This window comes from Stenotrophomonas maltophilia, assembly GCF_002799245.1.
In the GTDB taxonomy this organism is placed as follows: domain Bacteria; phylum Pseudomonadota; class Gammaproteobacteria; order Xanthomonadales; family Xanthomonadaceae; genus Stenotrophomonas; species Stenotrophomonas maltophilia_S.
Genome location: NZ_NEQV01000002.1, coordinates 446,153 through 467,681 on the forward strand (window position 1 = coordinate 446,153; position 21,529 = coordinate 467,681).

At 67.7% G+C, this 21,529-nt stretch carries 16 protein-coding genes; 13 read left to right on the top strand and 3 right to left on the bottom strand.

Features of this window, described 5'->3' with window-relative positions:
* Positions 1–316: 316 nt before the first annotated feature.
* Positions 317–2,740, bottom strand: coding sequence for a penicillin-binding protein 1A (locus tag B9Y64_RS07980; protein WP_100440234.1), 2,424 nt, complete (start codon positions 2,738–2,740; stop codon positions 317–319).
* 219 nt (positions 2,741–2,959) lie between these two features.
* On the opposite strand from B9Y64_RS07980, the gene B9Y64_RS07985 reads away from it, so the two are divergent.
* The 13 genes from B9Y64_RS07985 to tkt all read left to right on the top strand — a co-directional run bounded on the left by B9Y64_RS07985 (position 2,960) and on the right by tkt (position 18,807).
* Entirely contained in the window at positions 2,960–4,018 is a 1,059-nt protein-coding gene (locus B9Y64_RS07985) for a pilus assembly protein PilM (RefSeq protein ID WP_014038321.1), read from the top strand.
* Positions 4,018–4,899 (top strand): PilN domain-containing protein, encoded by an 882-nt coding sequence (locus tag B9Y64_RS07990; protein WP_100440235.1) that lies wholly within the window; start codon positions 4,018–4,020, stop codon positions 4,897–4,899. The genes B9Y64_RS07985 and B9Y64_RS07990 overlap by 1 nt, the downstream gene beginning before the upstream one ends.
* Positions 4,896–5,552 (top strand): type 4a pilus biogenesis protein PilO, encoded by a 657-nt coding sequence (locus B9Y64_RS07995; RefSeq protein WP_005418916.1) that lies wholly within the window; start codon positions 4,896–4,898, stop codon positions 5,550–5,552. Before B9Y64_RS07990 ends, B9Y64_RS07995 begins: the two co-directional genes overlap by 4 nt.
* Entirely contained in the window at positions 5,552–6,085 is a 534-nt protein-coding gene (locus B9Y64_RS08000) for a pilus assembly protein PilP (RefSeq protein WP_005418914.1), read from the top strand. The genes B9Y64_RS07995 and B9Y64_RS08000 overlap by 1 nt, the downstream gene beginning before the upstream one ends.
* 21 nt (positions 6,086–6,106) lie before the next feature.
* The gene (locus B9Y64_RS08005; protein WP_100440236.1) at positions 6,107–8,077 is read left to right on the top strand and encodes a type IV pilus secretin PilQ; all 1,971 of its coding nucleotides are present in this window, start codon (positions 6,107–6,109) and stop codon (positions 8,075–8,077) included.
* A gap of 176 nt (positions 8,078–8,253) precedes the next feature.
* The gene (locus tag B9Y64_RS08010) at positions 8,254–9,279 is read left to right on the top strand and encodes an AAA family ATPase (RefSeq protein ID WP_100440237.1); all 1,026 of its coding nucleotides are present in this window, start codon (positions 8,254–8,256) and stop codon (positions 9,277–9,279) included.
* Positions 9,280–9,287: 8 nt separating this feature from the next.
* Complete coding sequence (locus B9Y64_RS08015; protein WP_100440238.1) at positions 9,288–10,217, top strand: DUF58 domain-containing protein; 930 nt, start codon at positions 9,288–9,290, stop codon at positions 10,215–10,217.
* Positions 10,214–10,663, top strand: coding sequence for a DUF4381 family protein (locus tag B9Y64_RS08020; RefSeq protein WP_100440239.1), 450 nt, complete (start codon positions 10,214–10,216; stop codon positions 10,661–10,663). The genes B9Y64_RS08015 and B9Y64_RS08020 overlap by 4 nt, the downstream gene beginning before the upstream one ends.
* Positions 10,660–11,664 carry a vWA domain-containing protein gene (locus B9Y64_RS08025; RefSeq protein WP_100440240.1) on the top strand — a complete coding sequence of 335 codons (1,005 nt, stop codon included), beginning with the start codon at positions 10,660–10,662 and terminating at the stop codon, positions 11,662–11,664. Before B9Y64_RS08020 ends, B9Y64_RS08025 begins: the two co-directional genes overlap by 4 nt.
* A complete protein-coding gene (locus tag B9Y64_RS08030; protein WP_100440241.1) occupies positions 11,661–13,505 on the top strand; it encodes a VWA domain-containing protein in 1,845 nt (614 codons plus the stop codon). The genes B9Y64_RS08025 and B9Y64_RS08030 overlap by 4 nt, the downstream gene beginning before the upstream one ends.
* The gene (locus tag B9Y64_RS08035) at positions 13,502–15,217 is read left to right on the top strand and encodes a BatD family protein (RefSeq protein WP_100440242.1); all 1,716 of its coding nucleotides are present in this window, start codon (positions 13,502–13,504) and stop codon (positions 15,215–15,217) included. The genes B9Y64_RS08030 and B9Y64_RS08035 overlap by 4 nt, the downstream gene beginning before the upstream one ends.
* A gap of 57 nt (positions 15,218–15,274) precedes the next feature.
* Positions 15,275–16,594, top strand: a complete 1,320-nt coding sequence (locus B9Y64_RS08040) for a dicarboxylate/amino acid:cation symporter (RefSeq protein ID WP_100440243.1) — start codon at positions 15,275–15,277, stop codon at positions 16,592–16,594.
* Between the two features lie 215 nt (positions 16,595–16,809).
* Complete coding sequence (gene tkt, locus B9Y64_RS08045) at positions 16,810–18,807, top strand: transketolase (protein ID WP_010484072.1); 1,998 nt, start codon at positions 16,810–16,812, stop codon at positions 18,805–18,807.
* A gap of 134 nt (positions 18,808–18,941) precedes the next feature.
* On the opposite strand, the gene B9Y64_RS08050 is transcribed toward tkt, so the two are convergent.
* Together B9Y64_RS08050 and B9Y64_RS08055 are read right to left on the bottom strand one after the other, a co-directional pair.
* Positions 18,942–20,894 carry an acetyl-CoA hydrolase/transferase C-terminal domain-containing protein gene (locus B9Y64_RS08050; RefSeq protein ID WP_100440244.1) on the bottom strand — a complete coding sequence of 651 codons (1,953 nt, stop codon included), beginning with the start codon at positions 20,892–20,894 and terminating at the stop codon, positions 18,942–18,944.
* A 34-nt stretch (positions 20,895–20,928) separates the two neighbouring features.
* Positions 20,929–21,486: a flavin reductase family protein gene (locus B9Y64_RS08055; RefSeq protein ID WP_100440245.1), complete on the bottom strand. Its 558-nt coding sequence runs from the start codon at positions 21,484–21,486 to the stop codon at positions 20,929–20,931.
* Positions 21,487–21,529: the final 43 nt, after the last annotated feature.

Genomic DNA, 21,529 nt, shown 5'->3' on the forward strand with positions numbered 1-21,529 from the left:
TGCGACCTGGCTACAGACTAGCGCAAGGATGTGACATCTGTGTGGGCTCGGCTCTACAAAGGCGATGCCAACCAACGGTCGGCCCCTACCAGGCAAAGGCGATGCCAACCAACGGTTGGCCCCTACCAGGCAAAGGCGATGCCAACCAACGGTTGGCACCTACCAGGCAAAGGCGGCACGATGAAGCCGCCCTGGTAGTTGCCGACCTTGGTCGGCACAGGGCGCCAACCAAGGTTGGCCCCTACCAGGCAAAGGCGATGCCAACCAAGGTTGGCCCCTACCAGGCAGGCGCCGGTTGGCACCCGCCGGTTCTTCCTCAGAAGATATCGAACGCGGCGGCGTCGGCCTGTGGCGTATTGAGGTTCAGGTCGTAGTCGGTCAGGCGATCCATGTCTTCCACCTTCACCCACTCGGTCGCGCCGTTGAGGGTGGCCTGGACCATGCCGCTGGGCGGGTCGTTCTGCGCGATCGGGGTGTCCTTCAGCGCGGTGCGCATGTAGTCGATCCAGATCGGCAGCGCGGCCTTGCCGCCGTATTCGCGGTAGCCCAGCGAGCGGAAGTCGTCGCGGCCCACCCACACGGTGGTCACGTACGGGCCGCCAAAGCCGGAGAACCAGGCGTCGCGGTGGTCGTTGGTGGAGCCGGTCTTGCCGCCGACGTCTTCGCGGCCGAGCACCTTGGCCTGCACGCCGGTACCGCGCTGGACCACGTCGCGCATCATCGACACCAGCTGGTAGGCGGTGCGGGCGTCGATCGCGCGCGGGGCGGTGCGCGCATCCGGGTTGGCTGGCACGACGGCGGTTTCGGTCCTGGCTTCGGCCTTGGCCGCAGCGGCCGGGTCCACCTTCGGGGCCGGGGCACCGAAGTTGAAGCCGTCCACCACCTGGTTGACCGGCTGGTCGCTGCTGCCGGCGCAGTCGCGGCAGGCCAGCGCCGGGTTTTCCTTGAACACCAGGTTGCCGTCGCGGTCATTGACCTGGTCGATCAGCCAGGTATCCACGCGCGAGCCGCCATTGGCGAACACCGCGTAGCCACGGGCCACCGACAGCGGGGTCAGCGAGGCGGTACCCAGCGACATCGACAGGTTCGGCGGCAGTTCCGATTCGGCAAAGCCAAACTCGCTGATGTACTTGCGCGCGTAGTCCACGCCCATGCCATCCAGCAGGCGCACCGAGACCAGGTTGCGCGACTGCACCAGCGCTTCGCGCAGGCGCATCGGGCCACGGAAGCCGCCGCCGTCGTTCTGCGGGGCCCAGGTCTTGCCGCGGCGGTCGCGGAACACGACCGGGGCGTCAAGCACGATCGAAGCCGGGTTGTAGCCCTTGTCGAAGGCCGCCGCGTAGACGAACGGCTTGAAGCTCGAGCCCGGCTGGCGACGGGCCTGGGTGGCGCGGTTGAACTTGTTGCCGGAGAAGCTGAAGCCACCGACCAGCGCCTTCAGTGCGCCGTTGTGGGCATCCAGCGAGACCAGGGCGGACTGGCCGCGCGGGATCTGGTCCAGCAGCCACTCACCTTCCTTGGCACCGGCGCGCACACGCACGATGTCGCCGCGCTGCACCAGCTTGCCCGGGGTCTTGTTGGTCCACTTGGCGGCGCCGGCCGGCAGCACGATCTCGGTGCGGTTGGCCAGCACCACCGTGGCGCTGCCATCGGCACCGGTGCTGGCGACGATGGCCGGCAGCAGGCCGGCCTGGCCGAACATGCCGCGCAGGTGCTCGGCCAGGGCGGCGGTATCGTCGCCGGCGCCCAGCTGGACCTGCTTCTCCACGCCGTGCCAGCCGTGACGGTGGTCGTACAGCAGCAGGCCATCGCGGATGGCCAGGTTGGCGGCGGTCTGCAGGGTGGAGTCGATCGTGGTGGTGACGTGGTAACCCTTGTTGACCACGTCGCCGCCGAAGCGGGCGATCATTTCCTGGCGCACCAGCTCGGCCACGTAGGGCGCATCCACCTGCACCGGCGGCTCATGCGCGGTGGCGTGCATCGGCACGGCCTTGGCCGCGTCGGCCTCGGCCTGGCTGACGAACTTCAGGTCGGCCATGCGCTGCAGCACGTAGTTGTCGCGGCGCTGGCGGGCGCGTTCCGGGTTGGAGATCGGGTTGCCCGAAGAGGGGAACTTGGGGATGCCGGCCAGCGAGGCCATCTCGTCCAGGTCCAGCTCGTTCAGCTTCTTGCCGTAGTAGAACTCGGCGGCGGCGGCCACGCCGTAGGCGCGGTTGCCGAAGAAACTCTTGTTCAGGTACAGCTCGAAGATCTCGTCCTTGCTCAGCTCGGACTCGATCTTCCGCGCCAGCAGGATCTCGGCCAGCTTGCGGGTATAGCTGTACTCGGAGCTGAGGAAGAACTGGCGGGCGACCTGCTGGGTGATGGTCGATCCGCCCGGCACGCGCTTGTCGTTGGTGGTGGCCAGCAGCCACACCGCGCGGCCGATGCCCATGTAGTCCACACCGCCGTGCTCGTAGAAGCGCGCGTCCTCGGTCGCCAGGAACGCCTGCTTCAGCTTCTCCGGCACGTCCTTCATGGTGATCGGGGTACGCCGGGTCTCGCCGAACACCGCCATCAGCTTGCCGTCGGCAGCATAGACGTACATCGGCTCCTGCATTTCCACGTCGCGCAGGGTCTGCACGTCGGGGAGCTTGGAGGAAACGGCATAGTACAGACCGCCCACGGCGGCCGCGCCGATCAGCGCCAGGACCAGGACAATCAGGAAGATCCAGCGCAGCCAGCGGCGGAGTCGAGTCATCGGGTTCAGATTCCGATTGCGAATTTCGTGGTCGCAGAGTATAGATTACGCAAGGTGGCGGCTGGGGTCGGCACCGGGGAGCGCAAGGGGAATTGCCAGGGGCTGCATCGTGAATCCGTGAGGGAATTCACAGCAGGGCGGTTGTCATTTGCTAAGAATACGTTATTAATGCGCGGACGCAGCTCTTGCGTCCAAGTGCCCGTCGGCAGGGGAGAAACCGTGGGGCTCATCCCAAAAAGTCAGTCGCCGCTTGTTGGCGTCGACATCAGTTCGACTGCGGTAAAGCTTTTGCAGCTGTCCCGCAGTGGCAATCGTTTCCGCGTGGAACATTACGCTGTGGAACCTCTTCCGCCGAATGCGGTGGTGGAGAAGAACATCGTTGAAGTGGAGGCCGTGGGTGAGGCCATCCGCCGGGCGATGAACCGTTCAGGCAGCAAGGCCAAATTGGCCGCTGCCGCCGTCGCGGGGTCGGCGGTGATCACCAAGGTGATCCCGATGCCGGCCGATCTCGACGAGAACGACATGGAAGCCCAGATCGAGCTGGAAGCGGTCAACTACATTCCGTATCCGATCGAGGAAGTGAACCTGGACTTCGAGGTGATCGGGTCGATCCCGAACAACCCGGAGATGGTCCAGGTGCTACTGGCCGCGTCGCGTTCGGAAAATGTCGAGCTGCGCCAGTCCGCACTGGAACTCGGTGGCCTGCAGGCCAAGGTGATGGACGTGGAGGCCTTCGCGGTCGAGAACGCCTACGCCCTGGTCGCCAGCGAGCTGCCGGTGTCCATCGACGGCGTGGTTGCGCTGGTCGACATCGGCGCCACCATGACCACCCTCAACGTCCTGCGCGGCGGCCGTAGCCTCTACAGCCGCGAGCAGGTGTTCGGTGGCAAGCAGCTGACCGACGAGATCATGCGCCGCTACGGCCTGAGCTACGAGGAAGCCGGGCTGGCCAAGCGCCAGGGCGGCCTGCCGGAAAGCTACGAGATGGAAGTGCTGGAGCCGTTCAAGGAAGCCACGGTCCAGCAGATCAGCCGCCTGCTGCAGTTCTTCTATGCAGGCAGCGAATTCAACCGCGTCGATCACATCGTGCTGGCCGGCGGCTGCGCCGTGCTCGGTGGCCTGCCGGAGATGGTCGAGGAACAGCTGGGCGTGCCGACCGTGGTCGCCAACCCGCTGGCGCAGATGACCCTGGGGCCGAAGGTGAACGCGCATGCGTTGGCCCAGGATGCCCCCGCGCTGATGATCGCGACCGGTCTGGCGCTGAGGAGCTTCGACTGATGGCACGCATCAATCTATTGCCCTGGCGCGCCGAGCGGCGCAAGCAACGCCAGCGCGAGTTCTACGCAATGCTGGGCATGGCCGCCGTCGGTGGCCTGCTGCTGTCGCTGATGATCTGGTTCTATTACGACCGCCAGGTGAGCGGCCAGATGGACCGCAATGCCTATCTGGAAGCCGAGATCGAGAAGGTCAAGGAACAGAACAAGGAGATCGATCGCCTCGACGCGCAGAAGGAACGCCTGCTGGCCCGCAAGAAGGTGATCGAGGAACTGCAGGCCAAGCGCTCGCAGATGGTCCACCTGTTCGACGCGCTGGTGCGCACCATCCCCGATGGCGTGGTGCTGACCGCGCTGAAGCAGGAAGGTGATGTGCTGACGCTGGAAGGCCGCACCCAGTCCAACGCCCGTGTTTCGGCCTACATGCGCAACCTGGAGACCTCCGGCTGGATGACCAACCCGGAGCTGTCGATCATCGAAGCGCGTGACCCGGAGAAGGACAAGGACGGCAAGGCCGGCCCGCTGGCCGACATCAAGGCGCTGCCCTACGTGTTCGTGGTCAAGGTGAAGCTGCCGGCACAGAGCGAAGAGGTATCGGCGACGCCGGGCCTGAACGCCGATGGCTCGGTGGCGACGGCTGCCCCGGCACCGGTGGCACCGTTGGCTGCAGGCCCGGATGCTGCGACGCCTGCCGCTCCGGCGGCTGGCCAGCCGCCGGCACCTGCCGCACCTGCCGCTGCACCGGCGGCCGCTCCGGCCAAGCCGAACCAGCCAGCCGCGCCGGCCGCCGCGCCGGCCCCGGCACCTGCCCCGAAGCCTGAGGGCAGCCGCCTGGCGCAGCCGCCGCAGGCCTTCAATGCGCTGCTGCAGGGGGACCGCGCATGAGCCAGAAGATCGACATCAAGAACCTGGATTTCAACGACATCGGCAACTGGCCGCAGAAGGCCAAGATCGTCTTCTGCTCGTTGCTGGCACTGGTCATCATGTTCGTGGCGTGGATGCTGCTGATCAGCGGCAAGCGCGAGGAACTGGCCGGCCTGGAATCGAAGGAAGTCGAGCTGCGTACCGAGTTCACCAAGCAGCAGGAACGCGCGGTGAACCTGGGGCCGCTGAAGCAGCAGCTGGCGCAGATGGAGCAGGTCCTGCAGCAGATGCTGCGGCAGCTGCCGAGCAAGACCGAAATGCCCGACCTGATCATCGACATCTCGCAGACCGCGCTGTCCAGCGGCCTGACCAACGAGCTGTTCGAGCCGGAGCAGGAGCAGATCAAGGAGTTCTACGCCGAGAAGCCGATCAAGCTGCGGATGGTGGGCAGTTACCACCAGTTCGGCGCGTTCGTCAGTGGCGTGGCCTCGTTGCCGCGGGTGGTGATCCTGACCATGCATGACATCAACCTCAAGCCCAAGGAAAAGACCGGCGGCAACGTCCGCAGCGGTGCACTGGAACTGTCCGGTACGGTCAAGACCTATCGCTACCTGGACGAGACCGAGGTGCAGGCGCAGCAGGCGGCCGACGCTGGCAAGGAGGGCAAGAAGTGATGCGCGCGCAGACCGTACGTGGTGCGATGGTGCTGGCGGTATTGCTGCTGGCCGGTTGCGGCCGTGGCGTGACCAGCACGCCCGGCGACGCACCGAATCTTGAGAAGTGGGTGGAAGGCGAGCGTGCGCGACCGGCGCAACCGCTGGAGCCGCTGCCGGTGATGCAGCAGTTCGAGACCTTCGAGTACTCCGCGCAGGGCATGCGCGATCCGTTCACCGATGCCTGGACCAATCCGCAGCAGGGGAACGGCGGATTGCGACCGGATCCGAACCGGCGCAAGGAGCCGCTGGAAGGCTTCCCGCTGGATGCGCTGGACATGGTCGGCACCATCGGCACCGGTGCAGGCACCGTGGCGCTGGTGATGGGGCCGGACAAGGTCACCTACCGGGTTCGCCCGGGCGGTTACCTGGGGCAGAGCGACGGGCGGGTCACGGCGGTCTTCGAAGACCGCGTGGAGCTGATCGAACTGGTGCCGGATGGCGCGGGTGGCTGGCTGGAACGGCCGGCAACGCTCTCGCTTGAAGATCAATGATCGTTTACTGGGGATAGCACGATGACCTTTCACCAAGCCAAGGGGCTGCGTCCCATCCGGCGCTCTACCTTGAACCGTGTCAGCGCGCTGGGAGTCGCGCTGATGCTGGCCTGCGCTCCGGCGCTGGCTGCCGCACCGGCGGAAAAGCCGGTGGGCGCCACCGTGGCACCGGCCGCTGCGCCGGCCGGCCTGTCGGTGGCCAAGATCGATTTCAAGCGCGGCGATGACGGCGCCGGGCGCCTGATCGTGCAGTTCGACGGGCAGGGCGCGATCCCTGACCTGCGCACGCAGGGCAACAGCGTTGTGGTCGACGTCGGCAATGCCCGGCTGCCGGCCAACCTGCAGAAGCCGATGAACGTCACCGACTTCGCCACGCCGGTACAGCGCATCGACGCCAAGCCGTCCGGTGCCGGCACCCAGCTGGTGCTGAGCACCGGTGGTGCGGTGGAATCGCTGGCCTACCAGAGCGGCAACGAGTACGTGGTCGAGATCAGCCCGCGGCAGGCCCAGGCCGCCGTCGGCGCGGTCACCGCCGGCAGCGTCACCCAGGCGGCCAAGGCCGTCGGCCAGCGCGGTTTCACCGGCAAGCCGGTGACCTTCAACTTCCAGGACGTGCCGGTGCGCACCGTGCTGCAGTTGATCGCCGAGGAGTCCAACCTGAACGTGGTTGCGTCCGACTCGGTGCAGGGCAATGTGACCCTGCGCCTGGTCAATGTGCCGTGGGACCAGGCGCTGGACATCGTCCTGCGCGCCAAGGGCCTGGACAAGCGTCGCGACGGCAGCGTGATCTGGGTGGCACCGCAGGCTGAACTGGCCAAGTTCGAGCAGGAGAAGGAAGACGCGCGCATCGCCATCGAGAACCGCGAAGACCTGCAGACCGACTACATCCAGATCAACTACCACAGCGCCACGCAGATCTTCAAGGCACTGACCGAGGCCAAGGGCATCGGCGGCAGTGGTGGTGGCGGCAGTGGCGGTGGTTCGGGTGGTTCGTCGCAGGAAGACAGTGGCTTCCTGTCCTCGCGCGGCCGCATCGTGGCCGACGAGCGCACCAACACGCTGATGATCAGCGACATCCCGAAGAAGATCGCGCGCATGCGCGAGCTGATCAACGTGATCGACCGCCCGGTCGACCAGGTGCTGATCGAAAGCCGCATCGTCATCGCCACCGATACCTTCGCCCGTGAACTGGGCGCGAAGTTCGGTGTCAGTGGCAGCCGCGACAACGTGTACTTCAGTGGCAGCCTGGATGCCAATGCCGAGACCCGCAAGTCGCAGGTTGCGACCGACCTGGCCAATGCCAAGGCCGAGCGCGACTGGGAAGCCGGTGGCCGGGTTGGCCCGCCGCCGGTGAAGTCCGGCTCGGCGATCACCCGTGGCCTGAACTGGAACCTGCCGGTGGCCGCCGCCAGCAACCCGGGTTCGCTGGCACTGTCGATCCTCAATGCCGGTTACCTGCTGGACGTGGAGCTGTCGGCCATGCAGCAGGAATCGCGAGGCGAGGTGATCTCCAACCCGCGCGTGGTCACCACCAACCAGCGCGAAGCGATGATCAAGCAGGGCAAGGAAATCGGTTACGTCACCATCAGCGGTGGTACCGCTGGCGGCGTGGCTACGCCGAACGTGCAGTTCAAGGAAGTGGTGCTGGAACTGAAGGTCACCCCGACCATCACCAACGACAACCGCGTGTTCCTCAACATGCAGGTGAAGAAGGATGAAGTCGACCAGCTGATCCAGCTGGAGGGCTACGGCACCGTGCCGTCGATCAACCGTCGCGAAGTCAATACCGCGGTGCTGGTCGAGGATGGGCAGACCGTGGTGATCGGTGGTGTCTACGAGTTCACCGATCGCAACAGCATCAGCAAGGTGCCGTTCCTGGGCGACGTGCCGTTCCTGGGCAACCTGTTCAAGAAGCGCGGCCGCAACAAGGACAAGGCCGAGCTGCTGGTGTTCGTCACCCCGAAGGTGCTGCGCGTGGCCAAGCAGAACTGAGCCAACGCACGCTCGTGCTGGAAGAAGGGCCGCCCTGTGCGGCCCTTCTTCGTTTGCGCCGCCCTGTCGATCCATGGCCTGCGTGGAGGGCTGTTCAGCCGTTCTTGATGCCATTCGCAAGGCACCCTGCGATGATGTCGGGAACCCGTGCCGTCCTGCGCCGGTCAAAGGCCCCCATGAACCTGCCACCGCCGATGCCCGAATCCGTCTCGCCGCCGCCCGCGCCGGCCATCTCCCGCCTGCATGCGGCATTCACCCAGCTGCGCGATGCGTTGTCGGCCGAGATCGTCGGCCAGTCGGCACTGGTCGAACGCTTGCTGATCGCGCTGCTGGCCGACGGCCATCTGCTGGTGGAGGGCGCACCGGGCCTGGCCAAGACCACGGCGATCCGTGCACTGGCGTCCCGCCTGGAAGCGGACTTTGCCCGTGTGCAGTTCACGCCCGACCTGCTGCCGGCCGACCTTACCGGCACCGAGATCTGGCGCCCGCAGGAAGGCCGCTTCGAGTTCGTGCCCGGCCCGATCTTCCACCCGATCCTGCTGGCCGATGAGATCAACCGTGCACCGGCCAAGGTGCAGTCGGCGCTGCTGGAGGCCATGGGCGAACGCCAGGTCACGGTTGGCCGCCATACCTATGCGCTGCCGCCGCTGTTCCTGGTGATGGCCACGCAGAACCCGATCGAGCAGGAAGGCACCTTCCCGTTGCCGGAAGCGCAGCTGGACCGCTTCCTGATGCATGTGCGCATCGGTTACCCGGACCAGGCGGCCGAATCGGAAATCCTGCGGCTGGCACGCGAGCGCGCCCGCGGTGCGTTGGGCGAGGCTGCACCGGCCCCGGACAAGATGCCGATGCAGGACGTGTTCGATGCCCGCCGCGAAGTGCTGGACCTGCACATGGCGCCGGCGCTGGAGCGCTACCTGATCGAACTGGTGCTGGCTTCGCGCGATCCATCGCGCTACGACGCCGGCCTGGGCCGCCGCATCGCCTGGGGGGCAAGCCCGCGCGGTTCCATCGCACTGGAGCGCTGCGCCCGTGCTCGAGCCTGGCTGGCTGGCCGCGACTTCGTCACGCCCGACGATGTGCGTGCAGTCGCCGCTGACGTGCTGCGCCATCGCGTGCTGCCCAGCTATGAAGCCACCGCCGAGGGCTGGGATGGCGAACGCCTGGTGCAGGAGCTGCTGGCCCGGGTGCCGGCACCCTGAGCCTGCGCATGACCGATCCTTCCCTGGAACAGGCACCGTCTGTGGTCGAAGGTGACGGGCTGCGCCCGCAGCTGGCCGAACTGGTCGCGCTGCGGCGGCTGGCACAGCGTCCGCCGCCGCCACGCCGTGGCCGCACCGGCAACGCGGGCCAGGCACCGTCCCCGCTGCGTGGCCGCGGCATGGAGTACGCCGAGTCGCGCGAATACGTGGCCGGCGACGACGCGCGCCACATCGATTGGCGCGTGACCGCGCGCACCGGTCGCGCCCACACCAAATTGTTCCAGGCCGAGCGCGAGCGGGTCAGCCTGATCGTGGCCGATACGTCGCCAGCGCTGTACTTCGGTACCCGCGTGCGCTTCAAATCGGTGCAGGCCGCACGTGCCGGCGCTGTTGCCGCGTGGTCGGCGCAGCGCCGTGGGGACCGCGTAGGCGCGCTGCGTGGCAGCGACTGCGAAGCGCCGATCGCCCCCGCAGGCGGGCCACGCGGCGTGTTGCGCGTGCTCGACGCGCTGACCCGCTGGTATGCGCAGCCGCCGGCGGACGACCTGGGCCTGGAGCGTGCGCTGGATCATGCAGGCCGCGTGTTGCGCCCGGGGGCGCGCATGCTGGTGCTGGCCGATCCGCAGCAGGCCATCCGCATTCCACCGGCGCGATGGAGCGCGCTGGCCCAGCATCACGACCTCAGCCTGGTGCTGCTGGTCGATCCCCTGGAACTGCACCCGCCCTCGGCGGCGCTGCAGTTCCAAGCCGCACAGCAGCGTATCGGTCTCGACCTGCGGCGCAGCGAGGTGCAGGCGCACTGGCAGTCGCATTTCGTTGAACCGCTGCATGCGCTGCGCCGCCAGCTCGGTGCGCGCCGGGTCGACGTGCAGGTGCTGTCCACCGATGCGCCCAGCGACGCCTGGCTGGCGCCGTCGCCGACCGAGGTGCCGGCATGAGCGCCGCTCTGCCGTTGCGCGATGTGCAGCTGCCACCGGCACCATCATGGTGGCCGCCCGCCCCCGGCTACCTGATGATCGGCGTGGCGGTCGTGCTGGTGCTGCTGGTGATCAGCGTGGTGATGTGGCGGCGTCGCCGCCGTCGCCAGCGTTGGTTGCAGCTGTTCGACAGGGAACTGGAAAAAGCCACCGACGCTGCGGCCGAACTGGCGGCCATCGCGGGACTGCTGCGCCGTGCCGCACGCCATGCAAAGCCGGGCAGCGAATCGCTGCGCGATGACGCCTGGTGGCAACGCCTGGATCCGCAGGGCGCGTTGCCCGGTGCGCAGCGCAGCCTGCTGGCCGAAGGCGCCTATCGCCCGCGCGTGAACAGCAACGACGTGGCGGCCGTGCGCCGCTGGGCCCGCGAGCGCTATCTGGCGATGCTGCTGGAGCGTCGCCGATGAACCTGTGGGCAACCTATTGGCCATGGCCGGATCTACAGCTGGCGTGGCCGCTGGCCCTGCTGGCGCTGCCGTTGCCGCTGCTGATGCGCTGGTGGAAGCGGCGGGCAGAGCCGGGAGCTGCGCTGCGTGTGCCCTATGCCGCTGCCGAACTGGAAGCACTGTCCGGTGGTGGCCGTGTCGACGTGTCGTGGTTGCGTACGCTGCTGCTGTGGCTGGGGTGGTGCGCACTGTGCATCGCGCTGGCACGACCGCAGCAGCTGGGCGAAGCCATCACACCGCCGCAGCAGGGGCGGCAGATGATGCTGGCCATGGATGTGTCCGGCAGCATGGGCGAGGGCGACATGGTGCTGGGCGGCCAGGCGGTCGATCGTCTCACCGCCGCCAAGGCCGTGCTTGCCGATTTCCTTGATCGTCGTGCGGGCGATCGCGTCGGCCTGCTGATCTTCGGCGACCGCGCCTACACGCTCACGCCGCTTACCGCGGATCTGGCCAGCGTGCGCGACCAGCTGCGCGACAGCGTGGTCGGCCTGGCCGGGCGCGAGACCGCCATCGGTGATGCCATCGGCCTGGCGGTGAAGCGCCTGCGCAGCCAGCCGGAGGGGCAGCGGGTACTGATCCTGTTGACCGATGGTGTCAGCAATGCCGGCGTGCTGGAGCCGTTGCGTGCCGCGGAAGTCGCGCGCGCCGAGGGCGTGCGCATCCACACGGTTGCGTTTGGCGGCGATGGCAGCATGCGGTTGTTTGGCATTCCGATTTCCACCGACCAGGATCCGGTCGATGAGGCCACCCTGAAGAAGATCGCCAGCATGACCGGTGGCCAGTTCTTCCGCGCACGTGACACCGCGCAGCTGGCCGGGATCTACGCCGAGCTCGATCGCCTGGAGCCGGTTGCCGCGAAGGGGCCGAGCCTGCGCCCGCGCGAAGAACGTTATGCCTGGCCATTGGGGATTGCGTTGCTGCTGGGTGTGCTGGCCTGGCTGTGGCCGGAGCGTCGCCGATGATTGCCCTGGCCACCCACTTTCCCGATTGGAACGCGCTGCACTTCCTGCGACCGGAATGGTTGTGGGCGTTGCTGGCGCTGCCGCTGATCGTTGCGCTGGCGCTGTACCGGCAACGACGCAGTGACGCGTGGCGGCAGGCGGTGGATGCACACCTGTTGCCGCACCTGCTGGCGGCTGGCGCGAAGCGTCGCGTGCGCCTGCCCTGGGTGCTGCTGCTGGGCTGGGCACTGGCATCGCTGGCGATGGCCGGACCCAGCTGGCGGCAGCAGGCACAACCGATGTTCCAGGCCAGCGCGCCCCTGCTGGTGGTGCTGGACTTGTCCAGCCGGATCACTGCAACCGATCTGCCACCGTCGCGCCTGCTGCAGGCGCGGGCGAAAGTGGGCCAGCTGCTGCGCGCGCGCCAGGGCGGGCAGGTGGGCCTGGTGGTGTACGCCGATGATGCCTACACCGTGGCACCGCTCACCGACGACGGCAGCAACGTCGCGCTGTATCTGGATGCCCTTTCACCGGACGTGATGCCACGCGATGGCCAGCGTGCCGACCGTGGCATCGACTGGGCAGCACGGCTGATGCGGCAGATTGGCGCGTTGCGGGGGCAGATCCTGCTGGTCAGCGATCAGGCCGAGGGTGAGGCTGCACTAGCCGCAGCGCAGGCACGCGGGCTGGGCCTGCAGGTGTCGGTGCTGGGCCTGGGCACGCCTGCCGGTGCCGCCTACCGCGATGGCAGCGGGCAGATCCGCCAGGCTGCGCTGGATGAGGGCAGCCTGCGTGCGGTGGCTACGGCAGGTGGCGGCCGCTATGCACGCATCTCCGCCGATGACAGCGACCTGCGTGCGCTCGGCGTGCTTGACGCGCGCGATGGCATGGCGGCGCAGCGGCCGGGCGAAGGCAAGCAGTGGCGTGACGAGGGCTTCTGGTTGCTGCCGCCGGTGATGCTGCTGGCATTGCTGGCCTTCCGCCGTCGCGCGGTGCTGGCAGCGGTGCTCGCGGTCGGCCTGCTGCCGTGGATGAATGACGCGCAGGCGCAGGCGCAGGCGCCTGCGACGCACGCCTCTGCGCCCGCGCAGGGCACGCTGTGGAAGCGTGGCGACCAGGTGCAGCATCAGCGCCTGGCCGAGGGGGTTCAGGCTTACCGCAAGGGCGACTTCGCCACTGCACGCAGACAGTTCGAAGGCATCGACAACGATGCCGGTTGGTACAACCTGGCCAACACGCTGGCACGAGAAGGCAACTACGACGAAGCGATCGCCGCCTACGACCGCGCGCTGGCACTGCATCCGGGCATGGCCGATGCGGTGGCCAACCGTGCCGTGGTCGATGCCGCACGCAAGCGCAGGCCATCCGGTGGTGGCCAGGGCCAGGATCAGCAGAAGCCGCCGCAGAACGGGCAGCAGAAGCAACCGCAGAGCCCGCAGGGCCAGCACAATCCACAGGGGCAGCCGCAGCAGGGCCAGACGTCGCCCGGGCAGGGCCAGCCGTCGTCCGGCCAGCAAGCGCCACCCAAGCCCGGCGACGACGCCTCGCAGTCGAACCCGCAGACCGGCGAGCGTGGCCGCGATGGCCAGCAGGCACCGCCGCAGGCAGAGGACACCAGGGCGCAGGCACAGGCCGACGAACAGCAGCGCCAGCGCATGCAACAGGCGATGCAGCAGGCACGCGAAGGTGAGGCCGACAAGGATGGCAAGCCGGTGCCGGCCAGCGATGGCCGCACCCCGCGTCAGCGTGAGGAGCAACAGGCGGTCGAGGCGTGGATGCGTCGCGTGCCGGATGATCCGGGCGCGTTGCTGCGGGCCAAGTTCCAGCTGGAAAACGAACGCAGGAAGAGGGAAGGGCGATGACGCGGGCGATCTCTATGCATGGGCGCTGGCCATGGCAGCTGTTGGCGGCGCTGCTGGTGTGGCTGCCGCTGCTGGCCTGGGCGCAGCCGCGCGCCTGGCTCGACCGCGACCGCATCGCGATGGGCGATACGGTCACCCTCAATGTCGAGAGCGATCAGGGTGCCCCTGACTTCACGCCGTTGCGCAGCGACTTCGACCTGAGCGGCCAGACCAGCAGCCGCCAGGTGGAGTGGAGCAATGGCAGCATGCAGCAGCGCAATCTGTATGGGGTGGCGCTGACGCCACGGCGCAGTGGTGCGCTGGTGGTGCCGGGCCTGCAGGTGGGCAGCGTGCGCACCGCGCCGCTGACGCTGCAGGTGGATGCGGCCGCCGTGGCCGCGCCCGGCAGCAATGCGATGGCCTTCATTGAAACCGTTGTCGATGACGATACGCCCTATGTGCAGCAGAGCGTGGGCGTGGTGGTGCGGCTGTATTTCGCCTCGCAGCTGGCCTCCGGCGAGCTGGTGCTGGATACCCCGGCGGGTGCGTCGCTGCAGCGCGTGGGCGATGACCACACCGACGTGCGCCAGGTCAACGGCCGCCGCTACAACGTGGTCGAACGGCGTTTCCTGCTGATCCCCGAGCGCAGCGGCGCGTTGCGGCTGGCAGGTGCGCGTTTCAGCGGGCGCAGCGCCGGTGGCTTCTTCGATGATTTCTTCGGCGGTGGCGACGGACGCATGAATGCCACCAGCGCCGACCGCACGCTGCAGGTGCAGGCACAGCCGGCACAGGCGCCGCAGCCGTGGTTGCCCCTGCAGAGCCTGCAGCTGCGCTACACCAGTGCGCCGACCAGTGCCCGTACCGGTGAGGCGGCCAACGTGGTCGTCGAGGCGGTTGCCGAAGGCGCGACCCGTGCACAGTTCACCGACCTGCCGGTACCCGATGTCGGCAACGCCGCGCAGGTGTTCGCCGAACCCGCGCAGTACGAGGAGACCTTCAACGGCAGTACGCCGCGCCTGAAGATCACCCGCCGCTATTCGATCGTGCCGCGCCAGCCGGGTTCGCTGGTGGTGCCGGGACCGCGCCTGCCCTGGTGGGATGTACGCAACGGCAAGGCACAGGAAGCGAAGCTGCCGGACCTGACGCTGGCCGTTGCGGCCGGCACCGGCGCTGGCACTGCCTCGCCGGCACCGCTGCCGCCGATCGACACCGATGCCGCGCTGCCCGGCACCGACGGACAGGACGCGCGTATTGCCGCGACCGATCCACGTGCCAGTGGCCTGTCCGAGCGTCCGTGGCCGTGGATGGCGGCGGCCATCGGCCTGGCGCTGCTGTGGCTGTTGACCCTGGTGTGGGGCTGGCAGAGAGGTCGCCGCCCGCGTGCGGCGGCACCTGCAGCCGGCAAGCCCTCTGTGCCGACTGTGGCGGCCGGTCGTGCCGGCCTGGCCGAACTGCGCCGCGCGCTCGATGGCGAAGGCTTCGATCAGGTGGAAGCACGGCTGTGCGCGATGGCCGGTGTCGAACGCATCGAGCAGGTCATCGCCCGGCTTGAGGATGCAGCCCAGCGTCAGGTGCTGCATGACCTCCAGCAGGCACGCTGGGGCGGGCAGGGCGAACTGGCATCGCTGCGCACGCGCCTGCGCGAGGTCTTCCGTGACGGACCGCACTGGTCGGCGGCTGCGGGTACCGCCGAAACTGGCCTGGCACCGCTGTATCCACCGCGGCGAACCTGAACCGGCGCCGCTTGCGGGCTTTGTTAGAGTGCATTCATTTTTCGAGGAAACCCGCGTATGACAGCAGCTGCTGCCGGCAAGAAGAAGTTGCCCCTGCATTGGAAGATGGGCATCGGCTTTGCGATCGGCCTGGTCCTGGGACTGATCGTGCACGCCCTGGGCGGCAGCGTCGATGGTCTGCAGGCCGGTGCCAAGTGGGTAATGGACTACGTCACCACCCCGGCGTCGGGCCTGTTCCTCAACCTGATCTTCATGCTGATCGTGCCGCTGATCTTCTCGGCGCTGATCATGGGCGTGTCGGAAATGGGCGACATCCGCGCCCTCGGCCGCATCGGCTGGAAGACGCTGGCCTACACCGTGCTGCTGTCCGGCATCGCGGTAGGCATCGGCCTGGTGCTGGTCAACGTGCTCAAGCCGGGCGCGGGCGTCGATCCGCAGACGGCGGCACTGATGCTGTCGGAGAATGCCGAGCGCAGCAAGGAAATCGTCGCTGGCATCCATGGCACGCCGAAGGGCATGGACATGCTGCTGTCGATCGTGCCGAGCAATGTGCTGCAGGCGGCGTCGGACAACGGCGCGATCCTGTCGCTGATGTTCTTCGCGCTGATGTTCGGCATCGGCATGGTGCTGACCGACAATGAGAAGGTCGCCCCGCTGCGCCGCGCCATCGAAGGCGTGTTCGAAATCTCGATGACCCTGATCAACCTGGTCATCCGCCTGGCCCCGTACGCGGTGGCCTGCTTCATGTTCAACCTGGCCGCACTGTTCGGTTTCGAGCTGATCATCCGCCTCGGTGCCTACGTGGGCGTGGTGGTGCTGGCGCTGGGCCTGCACATGATCGTGACCTACGGCGCCGCGGTGTGGCTGTCGGGCCGCTCGCCGCTGTCGTTCTTCCGCGATACCCAGGAAGCGACGGTGATGGCGTTCTCCACCGCCTCCAGCAATGCGACCCTGCCGACCGCACTGCGCGTGGCCGACCAGATGGGCCTGCCGCAGCGCGTGTCGCGCTTCGTGCTGACCGTGGGCGCCACCGCCAACCAGAACGGCACCGCGCTGTTCGAGGGCGTGACGGTGATCTTCCTGGCCCAGTTCTTCGGTGTGGACCTGAGCATCGGCCAGCAGTTCATGGTGATGGCGGTCTGCATCCTCGGTGGCATCGGAACCGCGGGTGTGCCGTCGGGCTCGCTGCCGGTGGTGGCGATGATCTGCGCGATGGTCGGCGTGAACCCGTTGGGCATCGGCCTGATCCTGGGCGTGAACCACTTCCTGGACATGTGCCGCACCGCGCTGAACGTGACCGGCGACCTGGCCCTGACCACGCTGGTGGCCAAGGGCGAGTCCCACGACGGCCCGGCGCTGACCCCGCACGACGACTGAGTCCAGCGCCGCTGCTGGCGACCTGATCGGGGTCGGATTCCTTTCCACAGGGAAAGGGCTCCGACCCCGTTTCACATGCGGAATCCGGCGGAAATCCTGACGTTGCCGGCCAGCGGCCGGCACGACCGGGCAAGGCGGACTGACCCCCCGCCCGGCGACTATGGGACAATAGGCCGCCCGCACGTCCGCGGCCGCCTCCCGATTCCGACAGAACCATGACGCAGCCTACCCGTCGCCAGTTGGCCAACGCCATCCGCTTCCTTGCCGCCGATGCGGTTGAAACCGCAAAGTCCGGCCACCCCGGCATGCCCATGGGCATGGCCGACATCGCCGAAGTCCTCTGGAACGACTACCTCCGCCATAACCCGAGCAATCCGCACTGGTTCAACCGCGACCGTTTCGTGCTGTCCAACGGCCACGGTTCGATGCTGCAGTACGCATTGCTGCACCTGAGTGGTTACGACCTGCCGATCGAGCAGCTGAAGCTGTTCCGCCAGCTGGGCAGCCACACCGCTGGCCACCCGGAGCGCCACGAGACCCCGGGCGTGGAAACCACCACCGGCCCGCTGGGCCAGGGTTTCGCCAATGCCGTGGGCTTCGCCCTGGCCGAGAAGCTGCTGGCACAGCGCTTCAACCGCCCGGAGCTGGAAGTGGTCGACCACCGCACCTGGGTGTTCATGGGCGATGGCTGCCTGATGGAAGGCGTGTCGCATGAAGCCGCATCGCTGGCCGGCACCTGGGGCCTGCACAAGCTGGTCTGCTTCTGGGACAACAACCACATCTCCATCGACGGCAACGTCGAGGGCTGGTTCACCGACAACACCCCGGAGCGTTTCGAGGCCTACGGCTGGAACGTGGTCCGCGATGTCGATGGCCATGACCCGGAAAGCATCAAGGCCGGCATCGAGGCTGCGCTGTCGCAGAGCGACAAGCCGACCCTGATCTGCTGCCGCACTACCATTGGTTTTGGTTCGCCGAACAAGGCGGGCAAGGAATCCAGCCACGGCGCCCCGCTGGGCAAGGACGAGCTGGAAGCCACCCGCAAGCAGCTGGGCTGGGAATACGGTCCGTTCGAGATCCCGCAGGCGATCTACGACGGCTGGCGTGCCAATGGCGCCGGCACCCTGCGCCAGGCCGAGTGGGAACAGCTGTTCGACAAGTACGCCAGCCAGTACCCGGGCGAAGCGGCCGAGCTGACCCGTCGCTCGCACGGCGAGCTGCCGGCCGACTTCGTTGCCAAGGCCGATGCCTACATCGCCCAGGTGGCCGCTGAAGGCCCGACGATCGCCTCGCGCAAGGCCTCGCAGCTGGCCATCGAAGCCTACGCCCCGCTGCTGCCGGAAATCGTCGGCGGCTCGGCCGACCTGGCGCACTCCAACCTGACCCTGTGGAAGGGCAGCAAGTCGGTTGCCAGCGACGACGCCAACGCCAACTACGTGTATTACGGCGTGCGCGAGTTCGGCATGACCGCGATCGCCAATGGCCTGGCGTTGCACGGTGGCTTCATTCCGTTCGACGCCACCTTCCTGGTGTTCAGCGACTACGCCCGCAACGGTGTGCGCATGAGCGCGCTGATCCCGGCCCACGCCATCCACGTCTACACCCACGACTCGATCGGCCTGGGCGAAGACGGCCCGACCCACCAGCCGGTGGAGCACCTGGCCTCGCTGCGCTACATCCCGAACAACGACGTGTGGCGTCCGTGCGATGCGGTCGAGTCGGCGGTGAGCTGGAAGGCCGCGATCACCCGCCAGGACGGCCCGAGCTGCCTGGTGTTCAGCCGCCAGAACCTGCCGCACCAGCCGCGCAACGCCGAGCAGATCGCCCAGATCGAGCGCGGCGGCTATGTGCTGGCCGATGCGGCCGGCACCCCGGACGTGATCCTGATCGCCACCGGTTCGGAAGTCTCGCTGGCCACTGAAGCGAAGGCCCAGCTGGACGCGGCTGGCCTCAAGACCCGCGTGGTCTCGATGCCGTCCACCGACGTGTTCCTGCGTCAGGATGCGGCCTACCGTGAATCGGTGCTGCCGAACGCGGTGCGCAAGCGCGTGGCCGTGGAAGCCGGCGTCACCGGTTTCTGGCGCCAGTTCGTCGGCCTGGACGGCGCGGTGATCGGTATCGACACCTTCGGTGCTTCGGCCCCGGCCGACCAGCTGTACAAGCACTTCGGCATCACCACCGCCCACGTGGTGGAAGCCGCCAAGGCGCTGTAAGCAGCCTCGCGGAGCAATGAAGAAGGGGCCGGCGCAAGCCGGCCTTTTCTTTGCCGCAAGAAAAAGGGGACGGAGGGGATTAAGTCGTTTGTGCCACGTGCCGCAAACGACTTAATCCCCTCCGTCCCCTTTTTTCAGGCGGTGCGTGCCAGCGCGAGACGCAGCAGTCGTGCGTCCAGGCGTTCGGCGAAATCCCTGGGTGCCTGCAGGCCCATGCGCTGCAGGTACACCGCATCGCCGTCGCCAGCGGGTTGGCGCAGTGCCGCCCAGACCGTACGCAGCTTGTCGCCGCGGGTCTGCGTGTTGGCCTTCAGCCAGGCCAGCGCTTTCACCAGCACCTGCTCGATCTCGTTGAAGTCGCTGCCCAGTGGATAGTCCGGCAGGCTGCCATCGGCACGGAACGGTGCCAGCGCCCTGGCCAATGCCTGCGGCGTGTTGCGCTGCTGCCGCTCCGGATCCGGTTGCGTGGCCACCAGCAGCTTGCGCGAAGCATGCGCCTGCAGCAGCAGGTCGCCCTGGAACGGGGCCTCGGTGATTGCGGTCATCGCATGCACGCAGTCTTCGTCGGTCATGCCGCGCAGGTCGGCGATGCCATACTCGTTGAGGTAGATGTCGCGCAGGTGGCGCGGGATGGTGGTGTGGCCGTAGTTCCAGCGCACATTCGATTCGCGCCGGCCCTTGTCATCGCGCGCGGCACGGAACATCAGCACGCTGCGCGCTTCCGGCAGGGCATGGGCCATCGCCACGAAGTTGTACTGTCCGCCCACGCCGGACACCACGCGGCCATCGTCCAGCGCATCCGACACCGCCGCGCCCAGCGCGGTGGCCATCATGCAGGAGTTGAAGAAGCGCGCATGGCGGCGCTGCAGGCGCTCCAGCGTCTCGTTGCCGCCGTATAGCTGGTTGATCTCGCTGATGCGGCGCATGCCGATCGCACGGCACTCGTCTTCCGGCAGCGTGCGCAGCCACTCGTAGAATTCCGGCGAGCCCAGGTAGAACGCGCCGTGCAGGTACTCGCCTTCGGCGGCCAGGGTGGCGTGGTCGATCGACAACGTGCTGCCATTCTCGATGCGCTGCATCAGCGCCAGGTCGTCGTGCACCTTGCGCTTGATCACCCCGGTCTGCACCAGTCGGCGGAAGCCTTCGTTGAGCATCTCGCTGCAGCCGTACAGTCCAACTTCGAACGGATCCAGTCCGCCGATCTCCTGCACCAGCGGGTGGCTGGCCAGCTGCGGATCCAGTGCATGCAGCACGCGGCGGTAGCGCGCGTTGTCGGTGTGCCGCAGCACCAGCGCATGGCTGAGCGCGTCGGCCAGCGTGCCGATGCCGATCTGCAGGGTGCCGCCGTCGCGTACCAGCGTGCTGGCATACAGGCCAATGGCGTAGTCGGCGTCGCCGACCGGCTGCCGCGGCAGGCCGAACAGTGCCGGATACGGCGGCGGCGGGGTGATCACCAGATCGAAGAACGACACATCGACCGTGGCCGAGCCGCCCAGATAAGGCAGTTGCGGATCGATCTCGGCGACCAGCAATGGCCGCGGCAGGCCCCGCGCGGTCATCGCATCCAGCGTGTCCTGGGTGATGTCGTTGTTGCACGACAGCGAAAGCCGGCGGTCGTTCGGCCGCATCGCCACCTTCTGCACGATCACCTGCGGTGCGCGCTGCGCCACCGCGTCGGCGGCGTGGGTGTAGTTCAGGCTGGTATAGCTGGACTGCGCCTGGCGCGAGCCGAGCAGGGCGCCGGACTGCATGTAGAACTCTTCCACCTGCACGTGGGCCGGCAGCGCGTCGCGCGCGATCGCATCGGCATAGGCCAGGCGCGGGAAATCATCGCCGAAATGGCGCTGTGCGAACGGCGCCAGGAAGCGCGCTTCCAGGCCGTTGCCGCGTGCCTTCGGCGGATTCAGCGACAGTGCGGTATACAGCTGCAACGGCCGCGCCGGATCGCGCTCCACGCGTGCATACAGGGCATTGAGCAGCCGATGCGGCTTGCCCAGCGCCAGCGGTGCCCCGATCCGCAGCGGCCCTTCCACGCGCGCAAACAACCAGTCGACGGCGGCGTCCAGGTCGGTGAGGTGTTCGGTCATGCGCGGCGGTCCTGCGTGTGGGGGAGTGCTGGCATTACAGCATGTCGGGCTTGAACCGCCGTCGACGCGAGACCTCCGCACCGGACACCATGAACTGCCCATCGCCGCGGTAATGCACCGTGCGCGGCAGTTTCGGCCGGGGCGCAACGTGGGCGCGCACGATTTCCCAGATGAACAGGTTGCTCGACGCCACCTGGCTGTCGTCGTACAAGCGGCATTCGAAGCACGAATGGCATTGGCCGACCAGCGGCGCACCGACCTCGCGCGCGGGCAGCGCATCGAGCCCGAAACGGGCGAACTTGTCGACCTCGCGGCCGCTGCAGTTGCCGATGTCCACCACGGTATCGAGCAGCTCCACGCCGGGCACGTTGATCACGCACTCGCCGCTGCCTCGGGCCAGCGCGTGGCTGTGGTTCGCGTCCCACAGGTAGGTGGCGACCAGCGAGGGCGAGAAACCCATCACCATGTGCCAGCCCATCGTCATCAGGTTGCGCTGGCCACGCCAGGCGGTGCTGACCAGCACGATCGGGCCGGGTTCAAGGAAGCGGCGGGCCTGTTCGACCGGGAAATCCTTCTTGGGCAGCGCTTTCATCCGGGGCCTGGGGCGGGAGGAATCGATGCTGGCGCAGCGGCGA